This is a genomic window from Pseudomonas sp. Y5-11, assembly GCF_022368695.1.
Taxonomy (GTDB): domain Bacteria; phylum Pseudomonadota; class Gammaproteobacteria; order Pseudomonadales; family Pseudomonadaceae; genus Aquipseudomonas; species Aquipseudomonas parakoreensis.
The window spans coordinates 312,080-337,326 of the sequence record NZ_CP058974.1 but is presented as its reverse complement, the minus strand read 5'-3'; the positions used below and the strand labels follow the sequence as shown (position 1 = coordinate 337,326).

Genomic DNA, 25,247 nt, shown 5'->3' with positions numbered 1-25,247 from the left:
AAGACTTGCCTCAAGCGTTCAGGCCGATCCAGCCATGGAAGCCCACGTACAGACCAACACCAATGATCAGCACGCTGGACAGGTACGGAGCACGACGAGCCACGGTGCCCAGCCAAGGCCAACGGTTGGAGGCCTGCTTAGCACCAATTGCCGCAGCAGCACCGACAGTGACCAAGGTGAGCGCCAATCCTATGCTGAAACACAGGACAAGCATGCCTCCCAGCGCGACTTCTTTAACCTGAAGACATAGCAACAGAACGGTAATGGCTGCCGGACAAGGAATCAGACCCCCAGTCAGGCCGAACATAACGATCTGGCCCGTGGTGACCTCGCGATTGGTGAAGCGCTTGCGGATATCGTTGGCATGCGCACGTTCATGCGCATCCTGGTAGCCATCAATCGACAACTCTAAGCCTTCCAATTCGGAATGAGCATGCCCGTGATCGTGTTCCTGATACTGGAGATCGTAATCATGGGAGTGACCTGCATGCCCAAGACTCAAGCGAGCACTGAACTCATGTGGTTCCGGAATATCGACCTTCGACTCCAGGAAGCCGTCGCGCTCAACGAAAGAGAACGATTGGCTGCTACCGTCCGGACGAGTAGTCATCAGGCGAACATCTGAGGCAGCCCAAGCGTGCCCGGTCAGTGTCTTCAGGCGCCAGTGCGGTGGCATGCCTTCCTCGAAGATCGACAGCTCAATGCGGCCATGGCCGGTATCGATTCGATGGGTCTCATCATGATGACCATGGTCGTGCTCGCCGTGGTGATGATCATCACCTTGCTCGAACTTGAACATCTGCTCGCCGCGCCAAGTACGCCAGAGCATCCATAGCGCAATCACGATAATCAGTGCAGAAGAGGCAAGCTGGAAGTACGGCTCAGTGGTTTGCGCATCCAGGCCTTTGCCCAGGTACATGCCGCCGATGGCGACCAACCACACCACTGCGGTATGCGACAACGTCGCGGCCAAACCTAACAAAACAGCCTGTTTGACCGAGCCTCGGATGGCCACGATGAAGGCCGCCATCATGGTTTTGGAATGTCCCGGCTCCAGGCCATGCAAGGCGCCGAGCAGGATCGCGCTCGGGAAATACAGCCAGGCGTGAGCCCCGCCTTGTTGCAGCAGTTCAGCAAAATTGGGCATGACAGACCTAGAGGTACTTGGTGATTTGCTTGAAAGCTTCCAGTGGTGCGCGTTCGCCATTGCCTAGCGCCGAAACGGTGTCCTCCAGGCAGTGATCAATGTGATCCTGGATGAGCGTACGTTTGGCCTGGCACACTGCTTTTTCAACCGCATGCAGCTGCTGGGCGATGTCCACGCACTCACGACCCTCTTCGATCATGGTGATGATGCCGCGTAAATGCCCATCCGCCCGTTTGAGACGTTTGATGATCGCCTCATGACTTTGGTGGGTGTGGGGATGGCTGTGTTCGTGTTCGTGCTCACTCATGACTTGAGCCTCAGGCCTCAATGAATTACGCTGGCATCCTATCCCCCCTAGGGGGATGTGGTCAAACGCGTAAAAGCCCTATAAACCGAGTTGAAACCCTAACGCCATGTTCAGCAGAACACTGACAACTACGGTGGTAATCGCGCTGGCTCTCGCCATGTTAGTGGCTTGGGCCGGGCATACCTATTCGTTATCAGTGGCGTCGAAACAGCCAGCCTGGGAGATCACGCAAGACGCCCATCACTCCCACGGCGAAGAGGCTTCATCCAGCTATTCGAGTCTTTCAGATCACTACCATTCGCCATTGACCCCTGATCACCAGCACGAAACACCGCAACTCACAGCGGCGTTGATGCTGGCGACATCCCCAATGCTATCCATCCGGGTCGATGCGCTTCGACACTCTGTTCCCCTGCCGCCGATATTCTTGATCGAGCGTCCACCCCGTCCTTCGTTCGCATCTTGACCTTGGCCGCACTGCGGCCTTCGATCTCTGCAACGTAGGATTGATCTATGCATCCGTACTCGATGAGCGGCGCCGGCGCGTTTACTACGCCTTTGCACCGCCCCGTATTGCTGTTGTTTTTACTTGTCGCTGCACTTTTCCTGGGAATGCCCGAGGCGATGGCTCACGCCGTAGCGGAAGGTGACAAAGGCTTCATCCAGGAAAGCTCCGGCGTCATGTTGCTGCCCTTCATCTACATGGGCGCCAAGCACATGATGACCGGATACGACCACCTGCTGTTTTTGTTCGGGGTGATCTTCTTCCTCTATCGCCTGAAAGACGTGGGGCTGTATGTCACGCTGTTCGCTGTAGGCCATTCGGTCACGCTGCTGCTTGGCGTACTTACAGAGGTCAGCATCAGCTCGTACATCATCGACGCCATCATCGGCTTCTCGGTGGTGTACAAGGCGCTCGACAACTTGGGCGCATTCCAGCGCTGGCTCGGTTTCCAACCCAACACCAAGGTGGCCACGCTGATCTTCGGCTTGCTCCACGGTTTTGGTCTGGCGACGAAGATCCAGGAGTACGAGATCTCGCCTGATGGCCTGATTCCGAACCTCATCGCCTTCAACGTCGGTGTTGAGATTGGCCAGTTGCTGGCCCTCAGCGCGATTCTCATTTTGATGGGTTATTGGCGGCGCACCGGCAGTTTCTGGCGCCACGCCTATACCGCCAACGTCGCCATGATGAGTGCCGGTTTCCTGCTGATGGGTTACCAGATCACCGGCCTGTTTGTCTCCGTGTAAGGAATTCTGACCATGTTTAATACTCCGCTTCCGACTGTTAATGAATTGCCAAGCACTCGCAAACTGGTGCGCTCCACTGTTATTGCCCTGCTGACTGCGGTCGGCCTGCTGGTGACAGTGGTTATGCCTTCGGAATATGCCGTCGATCCAACGGGTGTGGGCCGAGCACTGGGACTGACCCAAATGGGCGAATTGAAGATCATCCTTGCTCAGGAAGCTTTGGCGGATGCCGCGCCACCGCAAGCTGCTACTCCAGCTCCAGCTCCAGCTCCGCAGGTTGCGCAAGTCCAGCCTATTGCGAAACCTGTTACTCAGCCGGCGCCCACACCCACTTCAGCTTTGAAGACTAATCAAATGAGCGTCACGCTCAAGCCAGGTGAAGGGACGGAAATAAAGCTCGAAGTCTTGAATGGCAAGTCTGTTAGCTACGAATGGACTGCGGTTGGCGGGCCTGTGAACTTCGATACCCATGGCGAACCTTACAACGGTGAGAAGGGTTACTTCCACAGCTACAGCAAGGGCAAGCAGGTCAAAAGTGACAAGGGTGAATTTACCGCCATTTTTGACGGCACCCATGGTTGGTTTTGGCGTAATCGCAGCAACAGCGACGTGACCATCGCACTGAAAACAACCGGCGATTACTTGAGCGTCAAACAGTAATTCGAAACAGCGATGGCTGTCCTACTGCCGAAAATTCACCGTTCAGCCTGCCCCCAGACCATTTATCAACTTTTGAAGAGTCCTTCCATGAAAACCCCAACCACTCTGGTTCGTTCTATGCTCCTGATCTGCTTCTTCGGCCTGATGACGGCATGCGGTGGTGGTGAGAAAGTAGAAACCTCCGACAAAGCTGAGCACGGACATTCCCACGAATAACCCCATAAAAACAAGGCCGCAAATGCGGCCTTGTTTTTTCTGCGTGACGAAAAATTTTTGCCTGACATCCTGCAAAAAAATGACTGTTTTGGGTCGATTGCTGGTAGTCACGTATGGCAGCTAATGGCCGATCAGGGTCGGCCAGCGGGCTGGTCAAATCCGACGCAAGCGACTGGTCAAGTCGAATGCAAATGGGTGGTCAAGTCCATGCAATTACTCAGCGGCGACAGTTGGATGCCAATAGGGGATCTGTGAGGCCCCTGGCTTATCCAAGACAATCGCCACGCTTTGCTCGGCCCGTGTGACCGCCACATAGAAATCGGCTGCGGAGAGGGGCAGGAGATACTCCCCTTTGCTGATGAACTTGCCGATAGGTTCGGTTGGATAAATCAGCACGCGGTTGAAGGTCTGCCCTTTGGATACCCCAAAGTTCATGTAGTTGAGGTCGAACTCCGTCCCCGAGCGAATGCTGTTGCGCAGGCACTGGGGTTGGAATGTCTCAACGTACTGACGGACGTGAGTCTTTCTCACGAGGAAAACGCCGTCGTGGGGTGTGATCGCGTGATTCTGTGAGGTCGTTTCCGGAAACTCCCAGATTGCCTCGAAGATGGTGTCGGAAAAGGTAGCTATTGTCTGGCAGCACCTCCATGTGACAGAGCTGTAGTTGATTTCCAGGCGGCCTGCTTTCTGCTGTTTTTTGAACCATGCAATGGATTTCGAGTAGGCAAAGGCCTTCTTCATTTGACCACGAGGATTGGTGGACAAGACTGCCTGCCGGACGTCCCCGACGAGCCGTATCTCAATGCGTGTGCCGAACAGCGCCTCCAGGATGTCCCAGTCGTAACCTGAAAGATCCTGAACCTCGTCGATGAGTATTTCGTCGTAAAGGCATTCGAGGCGTTGAATCAAGGCCCCGCCGCTTTGGCCAATCAGTTGGTGGGCCAAGCGTGCTAATTCCTTCGCATACACACTGTCCGACGAATCGAAAAATCGATTCTCACCGCTGGCATATCGTCCTGGATCACCTTCGAAATTGAAGCCCCTGCAGCGCTTGCCGGGGAAGGCGAATGGGACGAAGGGTTTGACGAAATGACGCAGCAAAAAGCTGAACCAGCCAGAGACTTCCAAGCCGGGTCGGTCTCCGGCATACCGCCTTACGCGCTCGCGCAACTCGATCTGATTGGCCTGGGCGAAGGTGATGAGCAGAACTTTGCGATCGGCTGCTAATGCTTTGCAATGCTCCACCAGGCCTTGAGTCTTGCGAGCACCCGCAACTGCCAGGGTCAGGTAGTTTTTAGCCATGAATGAACGCCGCAGCCGCAGCCATATATGGTGGCGGTGTGACCGTCTCCTTGGATTTGGCGATGAGAAGTGCTGCTTCCGTTTTTTCTCTCGACATCCATTTCTCAAGGCTGGCCCTATCAGTGGCCCCAAGAATATTGCGCAGAGACTCTTCGCTGTTGCACGCCCTCAATTGTGGTTCCAATGTCCTGCCCGCTTCCTTTGCACCAATAAAGAGTTCGCGCTTTCCTGTTTCGAGCAGTTCGCTGACAGTTTCCTTAAGGGTTTCTGGGTCTTCCCCGTCGTTGTCTCGAAGCACTGCAACTGGGCGATCGATGGCAGTACACAGTTCCAGGCAGCGCTTCAATGTCAGTCCGTGCATGCTCATCACATCAATCCCCAGCTCCATCGGGTGCTTACCGTAGAGGTCTTTGAAGAAGCGCTCAAACAAGATCTCGTCCGAGGGGCCTTCCACCAGGACGAGCTTGTGAGCCAGTACCATACGCAACGTGTCGAAGCCTGGCAGCTTTTGGAAATAGCCGACGGTGTCCGGATCAAGCGTCTCGATGTGAGATGCCTTGCCGCGATGCAGGAGGAGCAAGGAGCTCAGGCCGAGCCGATTTAGCACATAGGCACTGTGAGTCGAGATGAACAGCTGACGCTCGCCTGCAGCTTCCTCGATGCGCGACAGCAGCGTGGTCAAACTCGTATGCGACAGATGGTTTTCTGGCTCTTCGATCATCACGATGCTGGTGTGCTCGGACAGGCGCTGCATGGCCAGCGAAATCTTGATTGAGGCTTGCTGCCCTTGGCCTGCCAGCGCGAAAGGCACATGATCCACATGTGGTGTGACCGACCCCTCCCAGGAGGATTGAGCGCTTTGATCCATGGCCAGGGCCATCACCTGGTTATCCAGTGGCGCTCGAATATCCTTGAGGCGATCATTCACGCCACCCAGGGAGTTAGAGGTCATGGACTCTTTGATCTCGCGGTAATGCTGGGATATCTTGGCTTTCTCGCCCGGCTCCAAGTGGTCACTTAGGATTTGGCGCAGGTGGTAGTCGACGCCCGAGGTCGAGCGGACGGTACGGGAATCGATAGTCGCTACGGCTAGCTGCCGGGGGCGCCTAGTCAGTACTTCATCCCCAAAGGTACGCCATTCAATCTTGTAGTACTCGACGGGGATCAGCGCGCTGGGGTTGATACGCCACTGGGTAAGTTCCTCGTCATATTCAGGGTTGGGAATGACCTTGAATGAGATGCCAGGGCAGGCATTTGTCTTCCTGTCGCTATTGATCGCGCCACAGAGGAATTGCAGCTCTGGCCGATTTTCGAGGAAAAGCTCAATCAGAATTTCTGGTAGAGCTGGGTTTTCATCCCAATCGCAATTATCTAGAAATTGATTAACCAGCTCTTTGTTGAACCAATAGGGGTTCAACTCCTCCTGAGCGGAGCGACCACCGATACGCCCGTTGAGCGCGAGACCAATTGCCTCCATCAGGGTCGACTTCCCCGCGTCATTACCGCCCACAAGGATGTTGAGATCCCTGTTGGGCAGCAGCGTGAAGTCGCCGTAGATCCGATAGCCCTGGATTTTGATCTTCGTGATCATCTGCTGTCCTTACATGGAAGGGATGTCCGATTAGTCGGTGCATTACTCATAGTGGAGCTCACCAAATAGTCCGATCATGAGGTCGCCGTCCAGGATCTCAAAAGGTAGGGTGACGTACTGATCTCGATGGCGAGGTAGCGCCTTTCCATCGTGCGGTGCGTTCTTCGTGTGCCCTTGAACCTTTTCCCCGTTCTCCTTGATATAGGGAAGCACGACGATCCGGCCATGGTTCTTGGATAAGATCGTTCCCTCGTACCACAAGGTGTTTCCTTCATCGCTGCTGGACTCGCCACCCGTGTTTTTCAGCACCCACCGTGGCACCCCGTCGTCCTCATACCAGAACACGAAGCCACCGCAGACCACTACTCTCTGGCCGCGCATCCTCGCCTCGGCAAGCATTTGCTTGACGCTCGCTAACTGCAGCAGCTGATTGGCCCTGGGAAGAAGCAGTGCCCGAATCTGTGCTTTCGTTCTCCCCCAGTGATCTGCTCCCGAAAGACCGAATCCTTTGGCTGTCACCTCTCGCAGGCAAATCTGCGAGCGTTTGGGAGACAAGGCTCCGATCTGTTCCCACGTCTGGTCTTCGGTACGACGAAGGCACATGTTGAATCTCGGGATGGCAACTATCTCCAGGTAAGGAGCGCGCTCAAGCTCCTGGTAGAGGGGTTGTCGCAAGCTTTCCATCGTATTGTGCAGTTCCAGCTCCTGCATGTTGGGACGGGGCAAATGGGCGTTTCGCTTGATTGCTTCGCGCTCCATGAGCTCTTCTTCTGCGTGGATGCGACGCGCTGCTGTCAGGGCCTTCTCGACTTTTAGGGCGGTCGAGCTCTGAAGCACAGGATCCGGTACCGCCTGAGCTACCAGTTCACTGGTTCGGCTGTTGAATTCGTCCGCAGCTTCTATGGCCTCCTCGTAGGAGGTGAAAACAGCCGCCCTCGCATGGCCACTGCCGTTATCGTAGGAGTAGCGCTTCCAGGACAGCTGAGACTCGGGGAAGAGCTTGAGTGCCCGCAACTGCCATGTCCATCCGATGCTGAATTGCCGGAACGGAAGGACGGCCAGGGTGGGCATTGAGTGGTATGGCATCTGATCTAGGCGCATCGACTCTCCCTGCTTTATTGCGCCTTAGCGTCTGCGGAAGCGCTGGAGCTTAGTCTGGGGAGATAGATTCCCCCGACATTATGGATAGCACATTGCCAGGGTGAGTCAACTTCTTGGCTGCAGGCCCCGTATTTCGGGGGCTTCAGGAGAAAGGGAACTGCGGGCGGGACTTAAAAAAACTGGTGGTTTATCCAGCATTAGGGGTTGCGCAGGTAATGTGCAAAAGCTATAATGCACATATACCAAGTTGCTTGGAAGGCATTACAAGTCAGCGTAATGTGCAGTAAAGGTGGGGGGTGAAGCTATTGGGCACGCCGTTCAACCTCACCGAAGGCGCCGCGCTGCTGAGCCTGATCGGGCGCCTGACCGGCTACACGCCGCGCTGGTTCACCTATTTCATCGGTGATGCACACGTCTACGAAAACCACCTGGACATGCTCAACGAACAGCTCAAGCGCGAGCCGTTCGCCATGCCAAAACTGAAAATCTCCGACCGCGTGCCGGAGTTTGCCAAGACCGGTGTGTATCAGCCGGAGTGGCTGGAGTTGGTGGAGCCGAGCGACTTCTCGCTGGAAGGCTATGAGCACCATGCGCCGATGACCGCGCCGATGGCGGTCTGATTCTGTTGCAGTCATGGCTTTGCCTGATTGCAAAAGAATCTAACAGACTGTCAACTCTGACAGGTGGCGAATAGATGAAAGGGTGTTTGACTGACCACTGCCAATCGGCCAGGTCGGCAAATGCCCTTTCTTTTTGGAGCTTCGCTATGTCACGCAATACAATCGGTCCACCCGGCGGGTTTTCGGAGCGCGCAGCGGGTTTTACCGCGCAGAGCTCAAGCGTTCAATTGTCCGGAGCGCCGTCTGTTGGCTGCGAGAGTAGTTCGGGGCTCATTCATTTCTTACCTTCCATTGCACCTTGGGGTTGCGTGATACCTGGTGAATTGCTTCGGGGCGCCCCGATTTTTGTTAATTCGCTGTTTTATCAGGTGTCTGTAAACAATCAGGACTTTCAGATCGGCGATCAAGTGCGGGTGCAAGGGCAGGTGCTTGAGGCCAGCGGAGAAAGCTTCCGGTTACCCTCCCAGACAGTCGAAGAATTCACCGATTTGCGTTTTCCTTTTTCCGACGCTGAAGCACTTGAGCTCGAAGGAAAAAGGGTCGAAATCTTCTATGTAATCACAAGAAACGGAGAAGCTTTGACTTCGCCGTCTCTGTTCGTCGACTTCGTTTTGCCACTGGTTCAAACCGGGCAGATTTCCATCGAGGGCGTATCGAATGGCCAGCTGGAGATTGATAAGTATCCAAATGGCCTGATTCTTACTGTTCCGAAGGTCTCGAACTTGCGAACCAATAACGCCATTGAAATTTATGTGCGCAGTGACCTTCAGGGCGGACCCGGCGCACAGAACTGGAGAGACTATCAACGCAAATTGACAGTCACTCCGGAATCACCTGTCCAGTTCCGCATTGAGCCAAGTGTGTATCAAGGGTTTCGTGGAGAGTCGATTTTTCTGTACGGCGGCTTCTTTCTAGGTGCTGGAATGGTCCCGGGGATCAGTTACGGTATGGGCCCCCAAGGCATACTGGAGTTCAAACTGATCTGATCAGTGTGGTGACAGGAGACAGGAGACAGGTGACTTAGTGGCCGTGGCTTCTGCCCACGTGCGAATGCTCAACCTCCGCCGCCACAACCCCGCCGCTGACCTCCAGCCGCTGCAAAATCCCGCACTGATCCGCCCCCGGCCCTTCGCCACAGCGTTGGCGCAGGTCGAGCAGTTGCGTCTGCAGCGCCAGCAAGCCATCAATCCGCGCTTTCACGTGCTGGATGTGTTCGTCGATCAACGTATTGACGCTTGCACACTGATCCTGCGGGCTGTCACGCATGGCCAGCAGGCTGCGGATTTCTTCGAGGGTCATGTCGAGGGTGCGGCAGTTGCGGATGAACGTCAGGCGTTCGGCGTGGGCCTGGGTGTAGACGCGGTAGTTGCCATCGCTGCGCGCCGGTTCTGGCAGCAGGTTTTCGCGCTCGTAATAGCGGATGGTTTCCACGGCGCAATCGGTCTGTTTCGCCAGTTCTCCGATCTTCATGACGGCCATCTCCAAATGGGTGCTTGACCCTATAGTGGCTACAGGGTCTTTACTTGGCAACAGGCACCTTCATGGACGCGACCAATGAGCGATTCCCAGCACACCCACAAGCCCGGCGACGGGCACGATCATAGCCACAGCCATAAATTGCAGCCTGTGCATAAGCACGAACATGGCGGCGATTCCTGCTGCGGGTCGAAAGCCGCAGCACCGGCACCGGTTCATTCGCACGAAGATTCTTGCTGCTCGTCGACAGCGGCTGCGCCTGCGTTGGTGCAACTGAGCGAAAAGACCAGCGCTGACGCCCGCCTTAGCAGTTTCCGCATCGAAGCGATGGACTGCCCGACCGAGCAGACGCTGATCCAGAACAAACTCGGCAAGCTGGCCGGTGTGCAGCAGCTGGAGTTCAACCTGATCAACCGCGTGCTCGGCGTGACCCACAATCTGCCGGACACCGCGCCGATCACCGAGGCGATCACCTCGCTGGGCATGCACGCCGAGCCTTTGGAGGCGGGCGTCGAAACCCCGGTCCCGGCACCAGTAAAAAAACACTGGTGGCCGTTGGCGCTGTCCGGCGTCGGTGCGCTCGCCGCCGAAGTGATCCACTTCACCAACGCCGCGCCGACCTGGGTGGTGGCGATCATTGCGCTGGTGTCGATTCTCAGCGGCGGCCTGACCACCTATAAAAAGGGCTGGATCGCCCTGAAGAACCGTAACCTCAACATCAATGCGCTGATGAGCATCGCGGTGACCGGTGCGGTGTTGATCGGGCAGTGGCCGGAAGCGGCAATGGTGATGTTCCTGTTCACCGTGGCCGAGCTGATCGAAGCGCGCTCGCTGGATCGTGCGCGCAACGCAATCAGCGGCCTGATGCAGATGACCCCGGAACAGGCCACGGTGCAGCAGGCCGACGGCAACTGGGTCGAACAAGAGGTTAAAAGCGTCGAACTCGGCGCCCGCGTGCGGGTAAAACCCGGCGAGCGCATCGCCCTGGACGGCGAAGTGGTCAGCGGCAGTTCCACCATCGATCAGGCGCCGATCACCGGCGAAAGCCTGCCGGTGGAGAAAACCATCGGCGATAAAGTCTTCGCCGGCACCATCAACCAGGCCGGCTCGCTGGAGTACACGGTGACTGCGGCGGCGAACAACTCGACCCTGGCGCGGATCATCCACGCCGTCGAGCAGGCGCAGGGTGCGCGCGCTCCGACCCAACGCTTCGTCGATCAATTCTCGAAAATCTACACCCCGGTGGTGTTCGTGCTGGCGCTGGCCGTGGCGATCATTCCGCCGCTGTTCATGGGCGCGGTGTGGTTCGACTGGATCTACCGTGCGCTGGTGTTGCTGGTGGTGGCCTGCCCGTGCGCACTGGTGATCTCCACCCCGGTGACCATCGTCAGCGGCCTCGCGGCGGCGGCGCGCAAAGGGATTCTGGTCAAGGGCGGCGTTTATCTGGAGGGCGGTTTCAAGCTCGATTATCTGGCGTTGGACAAGACCGGCACCATCACCCACGGCAAACCGGTGCAGACCGATTACCTGTCGCTCGATCCGATCGCCGACGCCACTGCTCCGGCAATCGCTGCCGCGCTGGCCGGGCGTTCTGATCACCCGGTGTCGCTGGCCATCGCCAATGCGGCTGTGGATAAAAACCTCGCCGTGCTGACTGTGGATAACTTCGAAGCGCTGGCCGGGCGTGGTGTGAAGGGCCAGGTCAACGGCCAGACCTATCACTTGGGCAACCACCGTCTGGTTGAAGAGCTGGGCCTGTGCTCGCCACAACTGGAAGAGAAGCTGTTTGCGCTGGAGAAACAGGGCAAATCCGTAGTGCTGCTGCTCGACAGTTCCGGCCCATTGGCGCTGTTTGCCGTGGCCGACACGGTCAAGGAATCCAGCCGCGAAGCGATCCGTCAGTTGCATGCACTGGGCGTTAAAACCCTGATGCTCACTGGCGACAACGTGCACACCGCGCAGGCGATCGCCGTGCAGGTCGGTATCGATCAGGCCAAAGGCGATTTGCTGCCAACTGACAAGCTGCAAGCCATCGAAGCACTTTATGCACAAGGTCATCGAGTGGGCATGGTCGGCGACGGTATCAACGACGCCCCGGCATTGGCGCGGGCCGAGATTGGTTTCGCAATGGCGGCGGCTGGTACCGACACCGCAATTGAAACCGCTGATGTTGCCCTGATGGACGACGATCTGCGCAAGATCCCGGCGTTCATCAGCTTGTCGCGCGACACCGCGAGCATCCTGAAACAGAACATCGCCTTGGCCCTGGTGATCAAGGCTATCTTTCTTGGGGTAACCTTCGCCGGGCTCGCCACCATGTGGATGGCGGTGTTCGCCGACATGGGCGTGAGCCTGCTGGTGGTGTTCAACGGTTTGCGCCTGCTGCGCAAATAAACGATGAGGGATGGTTGTGCTGAGTGCCGAGCTGAAAGCGTTTTATATGGTCGCCCGCCTGGGCAGCATTACGCTGGCGGCGAAAAAGCTCGGCCTCAGCCAACCCACCGTGACCACGCAGATCCGCAATCTGGAAAGCCAGTATTCGGTGGAGCTGTTCTACCGTGGCGGTCGCCGCCTGAGTGTCAGTGACGAAGGCGCGCGACTGCTGCCGATGGTCAAGGCGCTGTTGCAGCAGGAAGCCGATATCGAGTTCTTCCTGCGTAACAGCGGTCAGGTGCAGGGCACGTTGCGCATTGCTGCCACTGCGCCGTATTACATCCTCGATCTGGTGAAGACCTTCCGCGAGCGCCTGCCGCAGGTGGAAGTGTCGGTGGAAATCGGCAACTCGCAGCAGGTGCTCGAAGCGCTGGAGGATTACCGCGTCGATGTCGCGGCGTCGTCGCAGTTGCTCGAGGATGCGCGGTTGATTCGCCGGGTATTGGGTAGCGATCCGCTGGTGCTGGCGGTGCATCGCAACCATCCGCTGGCGGCGCAGGAGCATGTAGCGTTGAGTGCTTTGGCCGGTCACACCTTGCTGATGCGCGAGTCCGGTTCGACCACCCGGCGCCTGACCGAGGAGTTGCTGGAAAGCGCCGGGGTCAGTTTTGGCCCGTTGCTGGAGATCGGCAGCCGTGAGTCGATCCGCGAGGCGGTGCTGCGCAATATCGGCATCAGCATCATCGCCCGCCAGGAAGTGCCGCATGATCCGCAGTTGCGCGTGCTGACCATCGAGAATGCGCCGCAGATTCCCGAGTACCTGTATTGCCTCAAGGAGCGCAAGGGTGCGCGGTTGCCGGCGGCCTTCCTCGGCTTGGCTCAGGAAATGTCCCCGGCCTGATTTCTTCACTGCTCGTACTGGCCCCATCGCTGGCAAGCCAGCTCCCACAGGTATTTCAGGTGTTCACAAAATCTGCATTCACTGAAGATCCTTGTGGGAGCTGGCTTGCCAGCGATGGGGCCAGACCCGGCAACCCATGACTTGAAACCTGAACCAAAATCCCCGAATACCATTATCGGCCGTTTTTGCCTCACTGCCACATGACGGACGCATTACAACTCTAGGATGGGCCCCATCTGCTTGATGAGGTCTGTCCATGAATCCTGCCATCGCAACTGCCCTGACCAACCCCGGTGCGCCGATGAAAGTGCGCGGCGTGCAGAAGCGCTTCGGCGCCTTCACCGCACTGGATAACGTCTCCCTCGATGTCGCCGCCGGTGAATTGGTGTGCCTGCTCGGCCCGTCGGGCTGCGGCAAGACCACGCTATTGCGCTGCATCGCCGGGCTGGAGAAGCAGGACAGCGGCGAGTTGTACCTCGGTGACCGCGATGTTTCGCAGCTCGCGCCGCAAGCCCGGGACTACGGCATCCTGTTCCAGTCCTACGCGCTGTTCCCCAATCTGACAGTTGAAGCGAACATTGCCTACGGCCTCGCCGGCAGTGGTCGTGACGAAGTACGCCGTCGCGTCGGGCAGATGCTGGAACTGGTCGGTCTCACCGGCAGTGAGAAAAAGTACCCGGGCCAGTTGTCCGGCGGCCAGCAACAACGTGTCGCCCTGGCTCGTGCCCTGGCCCCGGCACCGTCGCTGTTATTGCTCGATGAGCCGATGTCGGCGCTGGACGCCCGGGTGCGCGAGCATCTGTGCACCGAACTGCGCCAGCTGCAGCGCAACCTCGGCATCACCACCCTGATGGTCACCCATAATCAGGACGAAGCCATGCTGATGGCCGACCGCATCGCCGTGATGCACAACGGTCGGGTCGAGCAGTACGCCACTCCGCAGGACATCTACAACCACCCGGCCACGCCATTCGTGGCCGAGTTTGTCGGGCAGGGCAACTGGCTGCCGTTCCAGCGCAGCAGCGCCAGTCACGCCCGGGTTGGCGGGATGGATGTGCGTCTGGCGGATGGCAGCGTGAGCGGCGCTTCGGGCCGGTTGTTCTGCCGCCCGGAAGCGATCAGCGTCAATCCGTTGGTGCACGAAGAAAACCTGTTCCCGGCCAAGGTTCGCGAGATCACGTTCCTCGGCAACCGCTGCCGCATGAGCTTCGAACTCGATCAGTTGCCGGGCCATTCGCTGCTCGCCGAACTGGCGCCGGAAGCCATGCCGCGCCTCGGCGCCCAGCAGATCATGGTCGCCTTGCCACCGCGCAGCCTGCAGGTGTTTGCCTGATGAGCGCGAACATCGCACTGCCGCTACCGCACAAGCAGGCGCGGCGAGTGTCCGGGGCCGAGGTCGGCGACCGGATCTTCGTCCTCGGTGGCAAACTCCTGCTGCTGTTGCTGCTCGGTGTCGCGGTGCTGCTGCCATTGCTGGCGATCTTCTGGCGCGGTTTCAGCAGCGAGGCCGGACAGGGCGGCGGCTGGCTCGCCGCCAAGGAACTGGTGAGCAGCGAGAATTTCCACTGGCTGCTCGGCAACAGCCTGAAGGTTTCCCTCAGCGTCGCGGCCATCGTCGTACCGCTGGCCTACCTGTTTGCCTACGCTCTGCAGCGCACGCTGATGCCGGTCAAGGGCCTCTGGCGCGGGATTTCCCTGCTGCCATTGATGGCGCCGTCGATGCTGCCGGGGATCGCGCTGGTTTATCTGTTCGGCAACCAAGGCATGCTGCGTGGACTGCTCTCGGCCAACATCTACGGGTTCTGGGGGATTGTGTTGGGCGAGGTGATCTACACCTTTCCCCATGCGTTGATGATTCTGCTGTCGGCGCTGTCGCTGGCCGATGCGCGGCTGTTTGATGCGGCGTCGAGCATGGGTGCCAGTCCGGCGAAAGCCTTTCGCAGCATCACCTGGCCGGCGACCCGGCAAGCGGTATTTGCCGCGTTCTGTCTGGTGTTCACCCTGACCATCACCGATTTCGGCGTGCCGGTGGTGGTCGGTGGCGACTATCAAGTGCTGGCACTGGAGGCCTACAAAGCCGTGGTCGGCCAGCAGCAATTCGGCCGCGGCGCGTTGATCGGCATGGTGCTGTTGCTGCCGGCGCTGTTCAGCTTCGGCGTCGATGCCTGGCTGCGTCGGCGTCACGGCGATTCCATGAGTGGCCGTGCGCAAGTATTCAAACCAGCGCCGTCGAAAATGCGTGATGCCTGCTATCTGGCGATTGTTGTGTTGATCAGCGCGGCGTTGCTGCTGGTGTTCGGCATGGCGGTGTTTTCGTCGCTGGTGAAGTTCTGGCCTTACAACCTGTCGCTGTCGCTCAATCACTACCAGTTCAACGAAACCGCTGGCGGCGGCTGGCTGGCCTACGGCAACAGTCTGAAGATGGCGCTGGGCACGGCGCTGATTGGCAGCGTGCTGATCTTCACCGGCGCTTACCTGATGGAGAAAACCCGCAGCCAGCGCGGCCTCAATTTGGCGCTGCGCATGCTCAGTTTCATCCCGATGGCCGTGCCGGGGCTGGTACTCGGTCTGGGTTATGTCTTCTTCTTCAACCTCAGCGGCAACCCGCTGCACGTGCTGTACGGCACGATGACCCTGCTGATTGTCTGCACCATTGCTCACTATTTGACCACCGCACAAATGACCGCGACCACCGCACTGCGCCAGCTCGACGCGGAATTCGAAGCCGCTGCGCTGTCGCTCAAGGCCCCGCTGTACCGCCACTACCTGCGCGTCACCGTGCCGATCTGTTTGCCGGCGCTGCTGGACATCGTGCGCTACCTGTTTGTCTCGGCGATGACCACGGTGTCGGCGGCGATCTTCCTCTACAGCCCCGACACCATCCTCGCGGCGGTGGCGGTGCTGAACATGGATGACGCCGGCAATGTCGGCGGCGCGGCAGCGATGTCGACCCTGATTCTGTTCACCTCGGCAGGCGTGTCCTTGCTGCTGGCGTGGGCTTCGCGCGGCTTGCTGCGCCGTTCCCAGGCCTGGCGGCAAACCGCGCCCGGTCACTGATTTTCCCAACCTCAACTCAAGACAGGAAAACGATCATGTTCAAGCCTATGGCCCTGGCCGCTGCTGTGCTCGCTACTTTCAGCCTGAATGCCTTCGCGGCAAAAACCGAGTTGACGGTGTACACCGCCCTCGAAGCCGAGCAACTGACCGCCTACAAGGCTGCGTTCGAAAAGGCCAACCCGGACGTCGAAATCAAGTGGGTGCGTGATTCCACCGGAATCATCACCGCCAAACTGCTGGCCGAGAAGGCCCGTCCGCAGGCCGACGCGGTGTGGGGCCTGGCCGCGTCGAGCCTGGCGATCCTTGACCAGCAAGGCATGCTGCAAAGCTATGCGCCGAAGGATCTGAGCAAGATCGGCGCGAACTACCGCGACGCCGCCAACCCGCCCGCCTGGGTCGGCATGGACGTGTGGGCCGCGACCATCTGCTTCAACACCGTCGAAGCCGAAAAGCAGGGCCTGAGCAAACCGGTGAGCTGGCAAGACCTGACCAAGCCTGAGTACAAGGGCAAGATCGTCATGCCGAACCCGGCGTCGTCCGGCACCGGTTTCCTCGACGTCAGCGCCTGGCTGCAAACCTTTGGCGAGAAGCAGGGCTGGGCCTATATGGACGGTTTGCACCAGAACATCGGTCAGTACGTTCACTCCGGTTCCAAGCCGTGCAAACTGGCGGCGGCGGGTGAATTCCCGATCGGCATTTCCTTCGAATACCCGGCGGTACAGCTGAAACGCCAAGGCGCGCCGCTGGACATCATCCTGCCGAAGGAAGGCCTGGGCTGGGAGATCGAAGCGACTGCGGTGATCAAAGGCACGCCGCATGAAGACGCGGCGAAAAAACTCGCGGACTTCTCCGCCAGCGCCGAGGCGATGGATCTGTACAAGGAGAACTTCGCGGTTCTTGCGCAGCCGGGCATCGCCAAGCCGCAGACCGAACTGCCGGCGGATTATGAGCAGCGCCTGATCAAGAACGACTTCGCGTGGGCTTCGAAGAATCGTGACGAGATCCTGACCGAATGGCGCAAGCGCTATGACGGCAAGTCCGAGAAAGTCGCTGCCAAGTAACTGACTCACACAGCCTGTGGCGAGGGAGCTTGCTCCCGCTGGAGCGCGAAGCGGTCCCAAATTCTGCAAACGAGTAGTGTCAGGCACTCCGCGTCTGCTGAATTTACGACTGCTTCGCAGCCGAGCGGGAGCAAGCTCCCTCGCCACAAAAGCGGGATTGCTTTTATGACACAACACCAAGACCTGCTCATCGTCGGCGCCGGCATCCTCGGCCTGTCCCACGCCTACGCCGCCGCCAAACGCGGCCTCAAGGTCAGCGTTTTCGAACGCACCGCCACACCCCTCGGCGCCTCGGTGCGCAACTTCGGTCAGGCGCTGGTCACCGGGCAGCCACCGGGGCCGATGCTCGAACTGGCCAAGGCCAGCCGCGAGATCTGGGGCGACTGGGCGCAACTCGCCGGTCTGCAGCTCAAGCGCCACGGCTCGTACCTGTTCGCCCGCAGCGAAGCCGAAGAGCACTTGCTCGAAGCTTTCTGCAACGGCCGCGCCGTGGAGCACGGTTACAACGTGGCCTTGCTGCGTGGCGCTGCCCTGCGTGATCTGTACCACGGTCAGTTCAGCCACCACCGGGCGGCGCTGCACGGCATGGACGATCAACAGCTGTACTCGCGGGAAGCGATTCCGGCGTTGATCGACTACCTGCGCCGCGACCTCGGCGTCGAGTTTCACTTCTCGACGCTGGTGCGCGACGTGGAACCCGGGCACCTGTACAGCACCGCCGGTAGCTTCACGGCGAAGCAGGTCATTGTCTGCTCCGGCCACGATTATCAGACCCTGCTGGCCGAGCCGATCGCCGCGCTCGATCCGCAGATCTGCCGCCTGCAAATGCTCCGTGCCAAACCGCAGGTCGAGCTGAATCTGCAACACGCCTTGCTCACCGGTCTGAGCTGCGTGCACTACGGCGCTTTCGCTGACCTGCCGCAAGCGGCGGCGGTGCAGGCGCAGATCCTGCGCGAACAACCGCACCTGCACGACAACGGCATTCACCTGCTGATCAGCCCGACGCCGTATGGCGAGCTGATCATCGGCGACTCCCACCATTACGGCAGCGATCCGTCGCCGTTCAATGCCGAGCAAGTGGACAACTGGATGCTCGAGCTGGCCGAACAGACGCTGGGCTGCAAGGTGCAAGTGCTCGAGCGCTGGCAGGGCGTCTACGGTGCGCGTGGGCCGGGGCCGTTTTCGTTGCTGCGCCCGGCACCGGGGCTGAGTGTGGCGCTGATGCACACCGGCGTGGGCATGAGCGTCGGCCCGGCATTGGCCGAGCGCAACGTCGCGCAGTGGCTGGAGGAAATCTGATGGATCATCCACAAATCGTCGCTCGGGTATTCGGGTTGTACGAGCGCTTCGGCACCAGCGATTACATCGGCGAGCCAGTGTCGCAGATCGAGCACATGTCCCAGGCCGCGCAGTTGGCGATGGCTGAAGGGTTTGATGATGAAGTGGTGCTGGCGGCGTTCTTCCATGACATCGGCCATTTGTGTGCCGAGGGCGCCGAGAACATGGGCGGGTATGGCGTGGTCAGCCATGAGCGCCTGGGTGCGGATTATTTGCGTGAGGCGGGTTTCAGTGAGCGTATGGCGCGGCTGGTGGAATATCACGTTGAGGCCAAGCGTTACCTGACCTTGCGCGAGCCTGGGTATTTCGAGCGCTTGAGTGAAGCGAGTCGCCGGACCCTGGAGTATCAGGGCGGGGTGATGAGCGAGGAGGAGGCGGATGCGTTTGAGCGTGATCCGTTGTGTGCCGTGAGTTTGCGCATGCGCCAGTGGGATGAGCAGGCCAAGGAGAGGGCGGTGCAGGTGATGGACCTTGGTTTACTGAAGGAGAAAGCGGTGCGGCTGCTGGCTGCGTAATCCATGTCACCGATTTGCGCCATTCGCGAGCAGGCTCGCTCCCACAGGGTTTTGTGTTCTGACCACGATCCAATGTGGGAGCGAGCCTGCTCGCGAAGAGGCCGGATCAGACGCTACAAATCTGCAGCTAATAGATCTATCTGCTCCTGCCGCTCCGCCTGATTCAACTTCGCATGGGGATTGAGCGACGACCACTGCGGATGCGCCCGCGCCTTGTTCAACGCCTCGGGCAACTTGCCCTCGCGCCAGCTCTTGTCCTGCGGGGTGGCGACCTGTACCGCGTCCATCGCCGCATGTCCGCGTTGATCCAGCGCTGACAGCAACTGCCGCTGACGCAACGCCAGTAGCCGCAGCACCCCGTCATCCACGGTCAACTCGCGCTGGCCCTTGATCTTGCCGAGCAGACGGCTGCCATAACTGCGCGCCGTTTGCAGCGCGCCGCCGGCAAGCGCACCGGCCAGCGCCGCAGCGCCAAGGGTGATCCCGCCCACCAGCAAATCCACGCCAGCCCCGGCCGCAGCGCCTGCCGCCATCCCGCCGCCAACCCGTACGCCGAGTTGCTTCAGGGTTTCCGGGTTGAACAGGTCATCGCCCCAACGCCCATCCAGCAGCGGCAGATCACTGGCCGACGCGTCCTGCGGGCGAAAGGCGTAGAGCTTGAGCAGCGCCTCAACGCATTTCTGTTCGCGCTGACGCACGGCTTTGCGCAGTTCGCTGATGGCTTGCTGTTCCTGCTCGGCGTCGCTGACCACGCTGCGCCGGCACGCCGCACAATCGATCAGCAATTCGGCGATCAGGCGTGCCGCACTTTGCTGGCGCGCCAGGCGCTGGGCCTGTTGATCGGCGATCAGCCGTTCCAGTTGCGGCCGGGCGTTTTCCAGCAGCAGCGCGAGGCTTTCGTACAGGCGGCGCTCGCCATCTTCCGGCGGCGCAACGCTGTCGAACCGCACCAGCGCATGCAGGCCGAGCCGCGCCAACGCTTCGCGCCAGTCCGGTTCGCGGTGGCTGGCGCTGCTGACGAAATTCAGCACCGGCAGCAGCGGTTTACCGCAGCTGGCCAGCACTTCCAGTTCGTCGCGATACTTGGCCAGCACCGGCTCGCGGGCGTCGATTACATACAGTCCGGCATCGGAGGCGAGCAGTTGCCGCAGCACTTTCGCCTCCTGTTCGAAACGCTGGCGCGCCTCACTGCCGTCGAGAAACCGCGCCAGTCGAGCCGGGCCGTCGAGGCGTTCGCCGGGGCGCTCCAGACGCTCGAGGAAATCCAGCAGGGCAATGGCATCTTCCAGCCCCGGCGTGTCGTAGAGATCAAGCAAGGGCTCGCCGTCCACCGACAACCGCGCGCCCTCGACATGGCGGGTGGTACTCGGGCGGTGCGAGACTTCGCCGAAACCGACGTCACGGGTCAAGGTGCGCAGCAGCGAGGTCTTGCCGACGTTGGTGTGGCCGACCACCGCGAGTTTCAGCGGGGCTTTGCGGGCATCAGTCATGACCGTTCTCCAGCCAGTTCATCGGTGCGCAATCGGCGAACGGCAATTCCAGCTGTTGCAGCGCGACATGCCAGTCGCCGAGGCGGGCGCTGTCCAGCGCTTCACCGGGCGGTGCTTGCAGCAGCCAGACGCGGGTGGCGCTGGCGTTGCGCGCCAGTTCGGCGATCAGCGCGAGGCTGCCGCGATCCGGCGAGCGCCGTGGATCGCAGGCGATCAGCAGGCGTGCCGGAGGGAAACGGCTGAGTTGCTCCAGGAGTTTGTTGCGCGATTCGCGGCTGTCGAGAATGCCGGCGTTGCTCACGGTTTTCGGCAGCGCTGGTGGCCAGGAGCGTTGATCGTCGAGTTCGATGGCGACCAGCAGGGCACCCTCGCTGGCGTGTTCGCTGACGCTGCTTTCGACCCGATGCAACTGCTCAGGCGCCGCGTCGTTGATGCCGAGGCGTTCGCTGGTCGGCATCAGCCGTTCGCGCAACTGGGCGTAGCCGGGCAAGTTGAGGTCCAGCGCCAGCGCGGCTTTGCCGCGATTCCAGCGCCAAAAACACACCAGCGCCAGCAGCAGACGCGGCAGAACGCCGTAGACCACCAGCACGCCAACCAGCCAGGTCGCCCAGGCCTGTCGCGCGTTTTCGATATCCAGCGCTGCGTCGCCACTGGCACGGATCATTTCCACGCTGGGTACGTTGAAACCGAGCAGCGCCGGCAGCGCGCCGAGGGCTTGGGTCAGGTTGATGAACGTATCCGCGCTGAGGATCGTGGTTTCCCAGACGAAGCCATAGCGCCGGGTCGCCATCAGCGCCAGCAGCAGCACCAGTGCGCTGAACATCGCCAGCAACCACAGGCCATTGACCAATGTGCCGAGGGCCCAGCGATTGAGTTTTCTGCGCTGTAACATCAGCAGCAGGGCCGGTGCGAGTTGCGCGGCTTTGGCGTCGCGGGCGAATTTTTCGCTGAGCCACAACCAGAGGCGCCCGAGGGTGGCGCCGTGTTCACCGGCAAAGATCAGCCCCAGCGCCCAGCTCAGCAGCAGAATCAAATTCAGCCCGAGCAGGCTGCCCAAGGCCCAGAACACATTCACCGGTGACTGGCTCAGTGCGGCGAAAGCCAGACCGGCACCGCTCAGCAGCGCGAAAATGACCAGCAGCACCAGCGCCAGACGCGCGCCCTGCAACCAGTGCTTGAGTGCCGTGCTCAGCCCGTCGCGCTCGGCCAGCCACGCCGCCCGGCGCTGAATACGGCTCGACAGATCGCCGCCGGCCGCGCGGGCCAGACGATTGGCTTCCAGATCCTCCAGAGGACCCGCGTGCTCTTCACGCAGGCGGATGGTTTCAGTCAGCCAGAGGTTTTGCAGGGGAGTCAGTTCAGTCACGCGCCATTCCGTTGCTCAATTGAGCCGTGAGCATAACCGCTGTGGCGCTTATCGGGTCAAGCGAGGCTCTGGTATCCTCGCCGGCATGACTAAATCACTCCCCCTCAGCCTGATCGCAGCCCTCGGTGAAAACCGCGTGATCGGCGTCGACAACAGCATGCCCTGGCACCTGCCGGGGGACTTCAAATACTTCAAGGCCACGACCCTCGGCAAGCCGATCATCATGGGCCGCAAGACCTGGGATTCCCTCGGTCGTCCGCTGCCGGGGCGCTTGAACATCGTGGTCAGCCGCCAGCCAGACTTGGTGTTGGAAGGCGCGGAGGTGTATCCGTCGCTGGAAGCCGCGGTGGTGCGTGCCGAGGAATGGGCGCAAGCGCAGGGCGTCGATGAGCTGATGCTGATTGGTGGCGCGCAGTTGTATGCGCAAGGGCTGGCGCAGGCCGATCGTCTGTATCTGACCCGTGTGGCGCTGAGCCCGGAAGGGGACGCGTGGTTTCCGGAGTTCGATCTGAACCAGTGGAAGCTGGTGTCGAATGTGCCGAATCCGGCTGAGGGCGACAAGCCTGCGTACAACTTCGAAGTCTGGGAAAAAGCCTAAAAGATCGCAGCCTGCGGCAGCTCCTACAAGGTTTACGCATGTCCCCTGTAGGAGCTGGCGAAGCCTGCGATCTTTTGATCGTGCTTTACATCAAGCCTGAGCAAGCTCCGCATGCTCATCCGCATCCAGCAGCGCTTTATCGGTCTGCTGCATCACCTGGCTGGTAATCGCACCCGCGGTGATCGAACCACTCACGTTCAACGCCGTACGACCCATGTCGATCAGCGGCTCCACCGAAATCAGCAGCGCCACCAGTGACACCGGCAAGCCCATCGCCGGCAGCACGATCAGTGCGGCGAATGTCGCGCCGCCACCGACCCCGGCCACACCGGCCGAGCTCAGGGTCACAATTGCCACCAGCGTCGCGATCCACAGCGGATCCAGCGGATTGATGCCGACTGTTGGGGCCACCATCACCGCGAGCATCGCCGGGTACAGGCCGGCGCAACCGTTCTGGCCGATGGTCGCGCCGAACGAGGCGGCAAAACTTGCTACCGACTGTGGAATGCCCAGACGACGGGTCTGCGCTTCGATGCTCAGCGGAATGCTCGCGGCGCTGGAACGGCTGGTGAACGCGAACGTCAGCACCGGCCAGATCTTGCGGAAGAAACGCAGCGGGTTGATCCCGGCCGCTGACACCAGCAGGCCATGCACCACGAACATCAGGCCCAGACCGAGGTACGAAACCACGACGAAACTGCCGAGCTTGATGATGTCCTGCAGGTTGGAACCGGCGACCACTTTGGTCATCAGCGCCAGCACGCCGTACGGGGTCAGCTTCATCACCAGACGCACCAGACGCATCACCCAGGCTTGCAGGGTGTCGATGGCGTTGATCACTTTCTGACCTTTTTCGACGTCATCCTTGAGCAGTTGCAGCGCCGCGACACCGAGGAAAGCCGCGAAGATCACCACGCTGATGATCGAGGTCGGCTTGGCCCGGGCCAAGTCGGCGAACGGGTTCTGCGGAATGAACGACAGCAGCAGTTGCGGCACATTCAGGTCGGCGACCTTGCCGGCGTAGTCGGTCTGGATGGTTTGCAGACGGGCCATTTCCTGAGTACCGGCGACCAGGCCTTCGGCGGTGAGGCCGAACAGGTTGGTCAGGCCGATACCGATCAGCGCCGCAATCGCGGTGGTGAACAGCAGCGTGCCGATGGTCAGGAAGCTGATCTTGCCCAGCGACGAGGCGTTGTGCAGACGGGCCACCGCGCTGAGGATCGAGGCGAACACCAGCGGGATCACGATCATTTGCAGCAACTGCACGTAACCGTTGCCGACCAGATCGAACCAGCCGATCGAGGCTTTCAGCACCGGGTTGCCGGCACCGTAAACGGTGTGCAGGGCCACGCCGAACGCCACGCCCAGCACCAGTGCAAGCAGGACTTTTTTCGCCAGGCTCCACGTCGTGTGGCGGGTTTGCGCCAGACCGAAGAGCAGGGCGAGGAACACCAGCAGATTGAGGATCAGCGGCAGATTCATGAAGACTCCGATAAGACTTGTGCCAGTCGCCTTCTGGGGCAACTGCGAACCGGCAAGCCTAACAGTTTGATTTCCAATGAATTAATACCGAAATAGCAGGTCGTCCGTCGTTTTTGGAATAAGCGCTTGTCGCTCTTGGCAATGCAACTGGCGTTGAAGAGACGTAAGCGGTCGCTGACAGACGAGGACTGTCACACTTATTTGTTAGCGTCGATGTCTTTCAGTCAGGGAGAAAACGCCGATGAAGTTCGCACCGAAAATGCTCGCTGTGGTGCTTGGATTGGGTCTAGCCGCTCACGCATTCGCCACCGATCTCAAGCACTGGCCGGCGGATCAGGCCAAGGCACTGGACGCGATGATCGCGGCCAACGCCAACAAAGGTAACTACGCGGTGTTCGACATGGACAACACCAGTTACCGCTATGACCTCGAAGAGTCGTTGCTGCCGTTCATGGAAAACAAGGGCCTGATCACCCGCGACAAACTCGATCCCTCCCTGAAGCTGATGCCGTTCAAGGACACCGCCGACCATAAGGAAAGCCTGTTCAGTTACTACTACCGCCTGTGCGAAGTCGACGACATGGTCTGCTACCCGTGGGTGGCGCAAGTGTTCTCCGGCTTCACGCTCAAGGAGCTCAAAGGCTACGTCGATGAGCTGATGGCGTCGGGCAAACCGGTGCCGACCACTTATTACGACGGCGACGTGGTGAAGAACCTCGATGTGCAGCCGCCGAAAGTCTTCACCGGCCAGGCCGAGCTGTACAACAAGCTGATGGAGAATGGCATTGAGGTCTACGTGATGACCGCTGCCTCGGAAGAACTGGTACGCATGGTCGCGGCCGATCCGAAGTACGGCTACAACGTCAAACCGCAAAACGTGATCGGCGTGACCACGCTGCTGAAGAACCGCGAAACCGGCGAACTGACCACAGCGCGCAAACAGATCACCGCCGGCAAGTATGACGAGAAGGCCAACCTCGGCCTCGAACTGACGCCGTACCTGTGGACCCCGGCGACCTGGATGGCCGGCAAGCATGCGGCGATCCTGACCTACATCGATGAGTGGAAAAAACCGGTACTGGTGGGCGGCGACACCCCGAGCAGCGATGGCTACATGCTGTTCCACGATGTGGATGTGGCCAAGGGCGGCATTCACTTGTGGGTCAACCGCAAGGACAAATACATGACTCAATTGAACGGCATGATGGCCAAGCACGCAGCGGCGCAGGCCAAGGAAGGGTTGCCGGTGACGGCGGACAAGAACTGGGTGATCGTCAAGCCTGAAGAAATTCAGTAAGTCCTGAAATCCCTGTAGGAGCTGCCGCAGGCTGCGATCTTTTGATCTTGTTTTTAAGAGCAAGATCAAAAGATCGCAGCCTGCGGCAGCTCCTACAT

Annotated in this window: 22 protein-coding genes and 1 pseudogene; 13 read left to right on the top strand and 10 right to left on the bottom strand. The window is 59.8% G+C overall.

Annotated features, from left to right (window positions below; translation table 11 throughout):
• Positions 1 to 10 precede the first annotated feature (10 nt).
• Positions 11 to 1,147 carry a nickel/cobalt efflux protein RcnA gene (locus HXW87_RS01470; RefSeq protein ID WP_042561597.1) on the bottom strand — a complete coding sequence of 379 codons (1,137 nt, stop codon included), beginning with the start codon at positions 1,145 to 1,147 and terminating at the stop codon, positions 11 to 13.
• A 7-nt stretch (positions 1,148 to 1,154) separates the two neighbouring features.
• Positions 1,155 to 1,454: a metal-sensing transcriptional repressor gene (locus HXW87_RS01465; RefSeq protein ID WP_032894820.1), complete on the bottom strand. Its 300-nt coding sequence runs from the start codon at positions 1,452 to 1,454 to the stop codon at positions 1,155 to 1,157.
• Between the two features lie 513 nt (positions 1,455 to 1,967).
• Here HXW87_RS01465 and HXW87_RS01460 point away from each other — a divergent pair.
• Positions 1,968 to 2,705, top strand: a complete 738-nt coding sequence (locus HXW87_RS01460) for a HupE/UreJ family protein (RefSeq protein WP_042561596.1) — start codon at positions 1,968 to 1,970, stop codon at positions 2,703 to 2,705.
• 12 nt (positions 2,706 to 2,717) lie between these two features.
• Positions 2,718 to 3,365 (top strand): hypothetical protein, encoded by a 648-nt coding sequence (locus tag HXW87_RS01455; protein WP_042561595.1) that lies wholly within the window; start codon positions 2,718 to 2,720, stop codon positions 3,363 to 3,365.
• A 42-nt stretch (positions 3,366 to 3,407) separates the two neighbouring features.
• On the opposite strand, the gene HXW87_RS01450 is transcribed toward HXW87_RS01455, so the two are convergent.
• The 4 genes from HXW87_RS01450 to HXW87_RS01435 all read right to left on the bottom strand — a co-directional run bounded on the left by HXW87_RS01450 (position 3,408) and on the right by HXW87_RS01435 (position 7,575).
• Positions 3,408 to 3,692 carry a hypothetical protein gene (locus HXW87_RS01450; protein WP_155401175.1) on the bottom strand — a complete coding sequence of 95 codons (285 nt, stop codon included), beginning with the start codon at positions 3,690 to 3,692 and terminating at the stop codon, positions 3,408 to 3,410.
• A gap of 102 nt (positions 3,693 to 3,794) precedes the next feature.
• Complete coding sequence (locus HXW87_RS01445) at positions 3,795 to 4,883, bottom strand: UvrD-helicase domain-containing protein (protein WP_042561594.1); 1,089 nt, start codon at positions 4,881 to 4,883, stop codon at positions 3,795 to 3,797.
• Positions 4,876 to 6,474 (bottom strand): AAA family ATPase, encoded by a 1,599-nt coding sequence (locus HXW87_RS01440; RefSeq protein ID WP_042561593.1) that lies wholly within the window; start codon positions 6,472 to 6,474, stop codon positions 4,876 to 4,878. Before HXW87_RS01440 ends, HXW87_RS01445 begins: the two co-directional genes overlap by 8 nt.
• Positions 6,475 to 6,516: 42 nt before the next feature.
• Complete coding sequence (locus HXW87_RS01435; RefSeq protein ID WP_042561592.1) at positions 6,517 to 7,575, bottom strand: hypothetical protein; 1,059 nt, start codon at positions 7,573 to 7,575, stop codon at positions 6,517 to 6,519.
• Between the two features lie 305 nt (positions 7,576 to 7,880).
• Here HXW87_RS01435 and HXW87_RS01430 point away from each other — a divergent pair.
• Both HXW87_RS01430 and HXW87_RS01425 read left to right on the top strand, forming a co-directional pair.
• Positions 7,881 to 8,195, top strand: a pseudogene (locus HXW87_RS01430) (thymidylate synthase); the annotation flags it as partial.
• A gap of 146 nt (positions 8,196 to 8,341) precedes the next feature.
• The gene (locus HXW87_RS01425) at positions 8,342 to 9,181 is read left to right on the top strand and encodes a hypothetical protein (protein WP_182403081.1); all 840 of its coding nucleotides are present in this window, start codon (positions 8,342 to 8,344) and stop codon (positions 9,179 to 9,181) included.
• A gap of 34 nt (positions 9,182 to 9,215) precedes the next feature.
• On the opposite strand, the gene cadR is transcribed toward HXW87_RS01425, so the two are convergent.
• Positions 9,216 to 9,665: a Cd(II)/Pb(II)-responsive transcriptional regulator gene (cadR, locus tag HXW87_RS01420; RefSeq protein WP_239778359.1), complete on the bottom strand. Its 450-nt coding sequence runs from the start codon at positions 9,663 to 9,665 to the stop codon at positions 9,216 to 9,218.
• Between the two features lie 84 nt (positions 9,666 to 9,749).
• Between cadR and HXW87_RS01415 the strand changes: the two genes are divergently transcribed.
• From HXW87_RS01415 to HXW87_RS01385, 7 genes are all read left to right on the top strand, one after another.
• Complete coding sequence (locus HXW87_RS01415; protein WP_239778358.1) at positions 9,750 to 12,065, top strand: heavy metal translocating P-type ATPase; 2,316 nt, start codon at positions 9,750 to 9,752, stop codon at positions 12,063 to 12,065.
• Positions 12,066 to 12,081: 16 nt separating this feature from the next.
• Positions 12,082 to 12,945, top strand: a complete 864-nt coding sequence (locus HXW87_RS01410; RefSeq protein ID WP_041072184.1) for a LysR family transcriptional regulator — start codon at positions 12,082 to 12,084, stop codon at positions 12,943 to 12,945.
• A gap of 256 nt (positions 12,946 to 13,201) precedes the next feature.
• Complete coding sequence (locus tag HXW87_RS01405) at positions 13,202 to 14,278, top strand: putative 2-aminoethylphosphonate ABC transporter ATP-binding protein (protein WP_182402902.1); 1,077 nt, start codon at positions 13,202 to 13,204, stop codon at positions 14,276 to 14,278.
• The gene (locus tag HXW87_RS01400; RefSeq protein ID WP_239778357.1) at positions 14,278 to 16,002 is read left to right on the top strand and encodes a putative 2-aminoethylphosphonate ABC transporter permease subunit; all 1,725 of its coding nucleotides are present in this window, start codon (positions 14,278 to 14,280) and stop codon (positions 16,000 to 16,002) included. Before HXW87_RS01405 ends, HXW87_RS01400 begins: the two co-directional genes overlap by 1 nt.
• Positions 16,003 to 16,037: 35 nt before the next feature.
• Positions 16,038 to 17,063, top strand: coding sequence for a putative 2-aminoethylphosphonate ABC transporter substrate-binding protein (locus HXW87_RS01395; protein ID WP_239778356.1), 1,026 nt, complete (start codon positions 16,038 to 16,040; stop codon positions 17,061 to 17,063).
• Positions 17,064 to 17,228: 165 nt separating this feature from the next.
• Positions 17,229 to 18,362: a TIGR03364 family FAD-dependent oxidoreductase gene (locus HXW87_RS01390; RefSeq protein ID WP_182402898.1), complete on the top strand. Its 1,134-nt coding sequence runs from the start codon at positions 17,229 to 17,231 to the stop codon at positions 18,360 to 18,362.
• Entirely contained in the window at positions 18,359 to 18,916 is a 558-nt protein-coding gene (locus HXW87_RS01385; RefSeq protein ID WP_239779132.1) for a phosphonate degradation HD-domain oxygenase, read from the top strand. Before HXW87_RS01390 ends, HXW87_RS01385 begins: the two co-directional genes overlap by 4 nt.
• Positions 18,917 to 19,029: 113 nt before the next feature.
• Here HXW87_RS01385 and HXW87_RS01380 read toward each other — a convergent pair whose 3' ends face one another.
• Entirely contained in the window at positions 19,030 to 20,406 is a 1,377-nt protein-coding gene (locus tag HXW87_RS01380; RefSeq protein WP_239778355.1) for a GTPase/DUF3482 domain-containing protein, read from the bottom strand.
• Positions 20,399 to 21,772, bottom strand: coding sequence for a DUF2868 domain-containing protein (locus tag HXW87_RS01375; protein WP_239778354.1), 1,374 nt, complete (start codon positions 21,770 to 21,772; stop codon positions 20,399 to 20,401). Before HXW87_RS01375 ends, HXW87_RS01380 begins: the two co-directional genes overlap by 8 nt.
• Before the next feature lie 85 nt (positions 21,773 to 21,857).
• Between HXW87_RS01375 and HXW87_RS01370 the strand changes: the two genes are divergently transcribed.
• On the top strand, positions 21,858 to 22,370 hold the full coding sequence (locus HXW87_RS01370; RefSeq protein ID WP_182402892.1) for a dihydrofolate reductase: 513 nt from the start codon (positions 21,858 to 21,860) through the stop codon (positions 22,368 to 22,370).
• Between the two features lie 90 nt (positions 22,371 to 22,460).
• Here HXW87_RS01370 and HXW87_RS01365 read toward each other — a convergent pair whose 3' ends face one another.
• Positions 22,461 to 23,852 carry an L-cystine transporter gene (locus HXW87_RS01365; protein WP_041063642.1) on the bottom strand — a complete coding sequence of 464 codons (1,392 nt, stop codon included), beginning with the start codon at positions 23,850 to 23,852 and terminating at the stop codon, positions 22,461 to 22,463.
• 241 nt (positions 23,853 to 24,093) lie between these two features.
• Between HXW87_RS01365 and HXW87_RS01360 the strand changes: the two genes are divergently transcribed.
• On the top strand, positions 24,094 to 25,149 hold the full coding sequence (locus HXW87_RS01360; protein WP_047297167.1) for a hypothetical protein: 1,056 nt from the start codon (positions 24,094 to 24,096) through the stop codon (positions 25,147 to 25,149).
• Positions 25,150 to 25,247: the final 98 nt, after the last annotated feature.

Excerpts from the sequence above, each read along its gene's own strand:
- HXW87_RS01470 (WP_042561597.1), bottom strand. The coding sequence starts at position 1,147 with ATGCCCAATTTTGCTGAACTGCTGCAACAAGGCGGGGCTCACGCCTGG.
- HXW87_RS01465 (WP_032894820.1), bottom strand. The coding sequence starts at position 1,454 with ATGAGTGAGCACGAACACGAACACAGCCATCCCCACACCCACCAAAGT.
- HXW87_RS01460 (WP_042561596.1), top strand. The coding sequence starts at position 1,968 with ATGCATCCGTACTCGATGAGCGGCGCCGGCGCGTTTACTACGCCTTTG.
- HXW87_RS01455 (WP_042561595.1), top strand. The coding sequence starts at position 2,718 with ATGTTTAATACTCCGCTTCCGACTGTTAATGAATTGCCAAGCACTCGC.
- HXW87_RS01445 (WP_042561594.1), bottom strand. The coding sequence starts at position 4,883 with ATGGCTAAAAACTACCTGACCCTGGCAGTTGCGGGTGCTCGCAAGACT.
- HXW87_RS01440 (WP_042561593.1), bottom strand. The coding sequence starts at position 6,474 with ATGATCACGAAGATCAAAATCCAGGGCTATCGGATCTACGGCGACTTC.
- HXW87_RS01435 (WP_042561592.1), bottom strand. The coding sequence starts at position 7,575 with ATGCGCCTAGATCAGATGCCATACCACTCAATGCCCACCCTGGCCGTC.
- HXW87_RS01425 (WP_182403081.1), top strand. The coding sequence starts at position 8,342 with ATGTCACGCAATACAATCGGTCCACCCGGCGGGTTTTCGGAGCGCGCA.
- cadR (WP_239778359.1), bottom strand. The coding sequence starts at position 9,665 with ATGAAGATCGGAGAACTGGCGAAACAGACCGATTGCGCCGTGGAAACC.
- HXW87_RS01415 (WP_239778358.1), top strand. The coding sequence starts at position 9,750 with ATGAGCGATTCCCAGCACACCCACAAGCCCGGCGACGGGCACGATCAT.
- HXW87_RS01405 (WP_182402902.1), top strand. The coding sequence starts at position 13,202 with ATGAATCCTGCCATCGCAACTGCCCTGACCAACCCCGGTGCGCCGATG.
- HXW87_RS01400 (WP_239778357.1), top strand. The coding sequence starts at position 14,278 with ATGAGCGCGAACATCGCACTGCCGCTACCGCACAAGCAGGCGCGGCGA.
- HXW87_RS01395 (WP_239778356.1), top strand. The coding sequence starts at position 16,038 with ATGTTCAAGCCTATGGCCCTGGCCGCTGCTGTGCTCGCTACTTTCAGC.
- HXW87_RS01390 (WP_182402898.1), top strand. The coding sequence starts at position 17,229 with ATGACACAACACCAAGACCTGCTCATCGTCGGCGCCGGCATCCTCGGC.
- HXW87_RS01380 (WP_239778355.1), bottom strand. The coding sequence starts at position 20,406 with ATGACTGATGCCCGCAAAGCCCCGCTGAAACTCGCGGTGGTCGGCCAC.
- HXW87_RS01370 (WP_182402892.1), top strand. The coding sequence starts at position 21,858 with ATGACTAAATCACTCCCCCTCAGCCTGATCGCAGCCCTCGGTGAAAAC.
- HXW87_RS01365 (WP_041063642.1), bottom strand. The coding sequence starts at position 23,852 with ATGAATCTGCCGCTGATCCTCAATCTGCTGGTGTTCCTCGCCCTGCTC.
- HXW87_RS01360 (WP_047297167.1), top strand. The coding sequence starts at position 24,094 with ATGAAGTTCGCACCGAAAATGCTCGCTGTGGTGCTTGGATTGGGTCTA.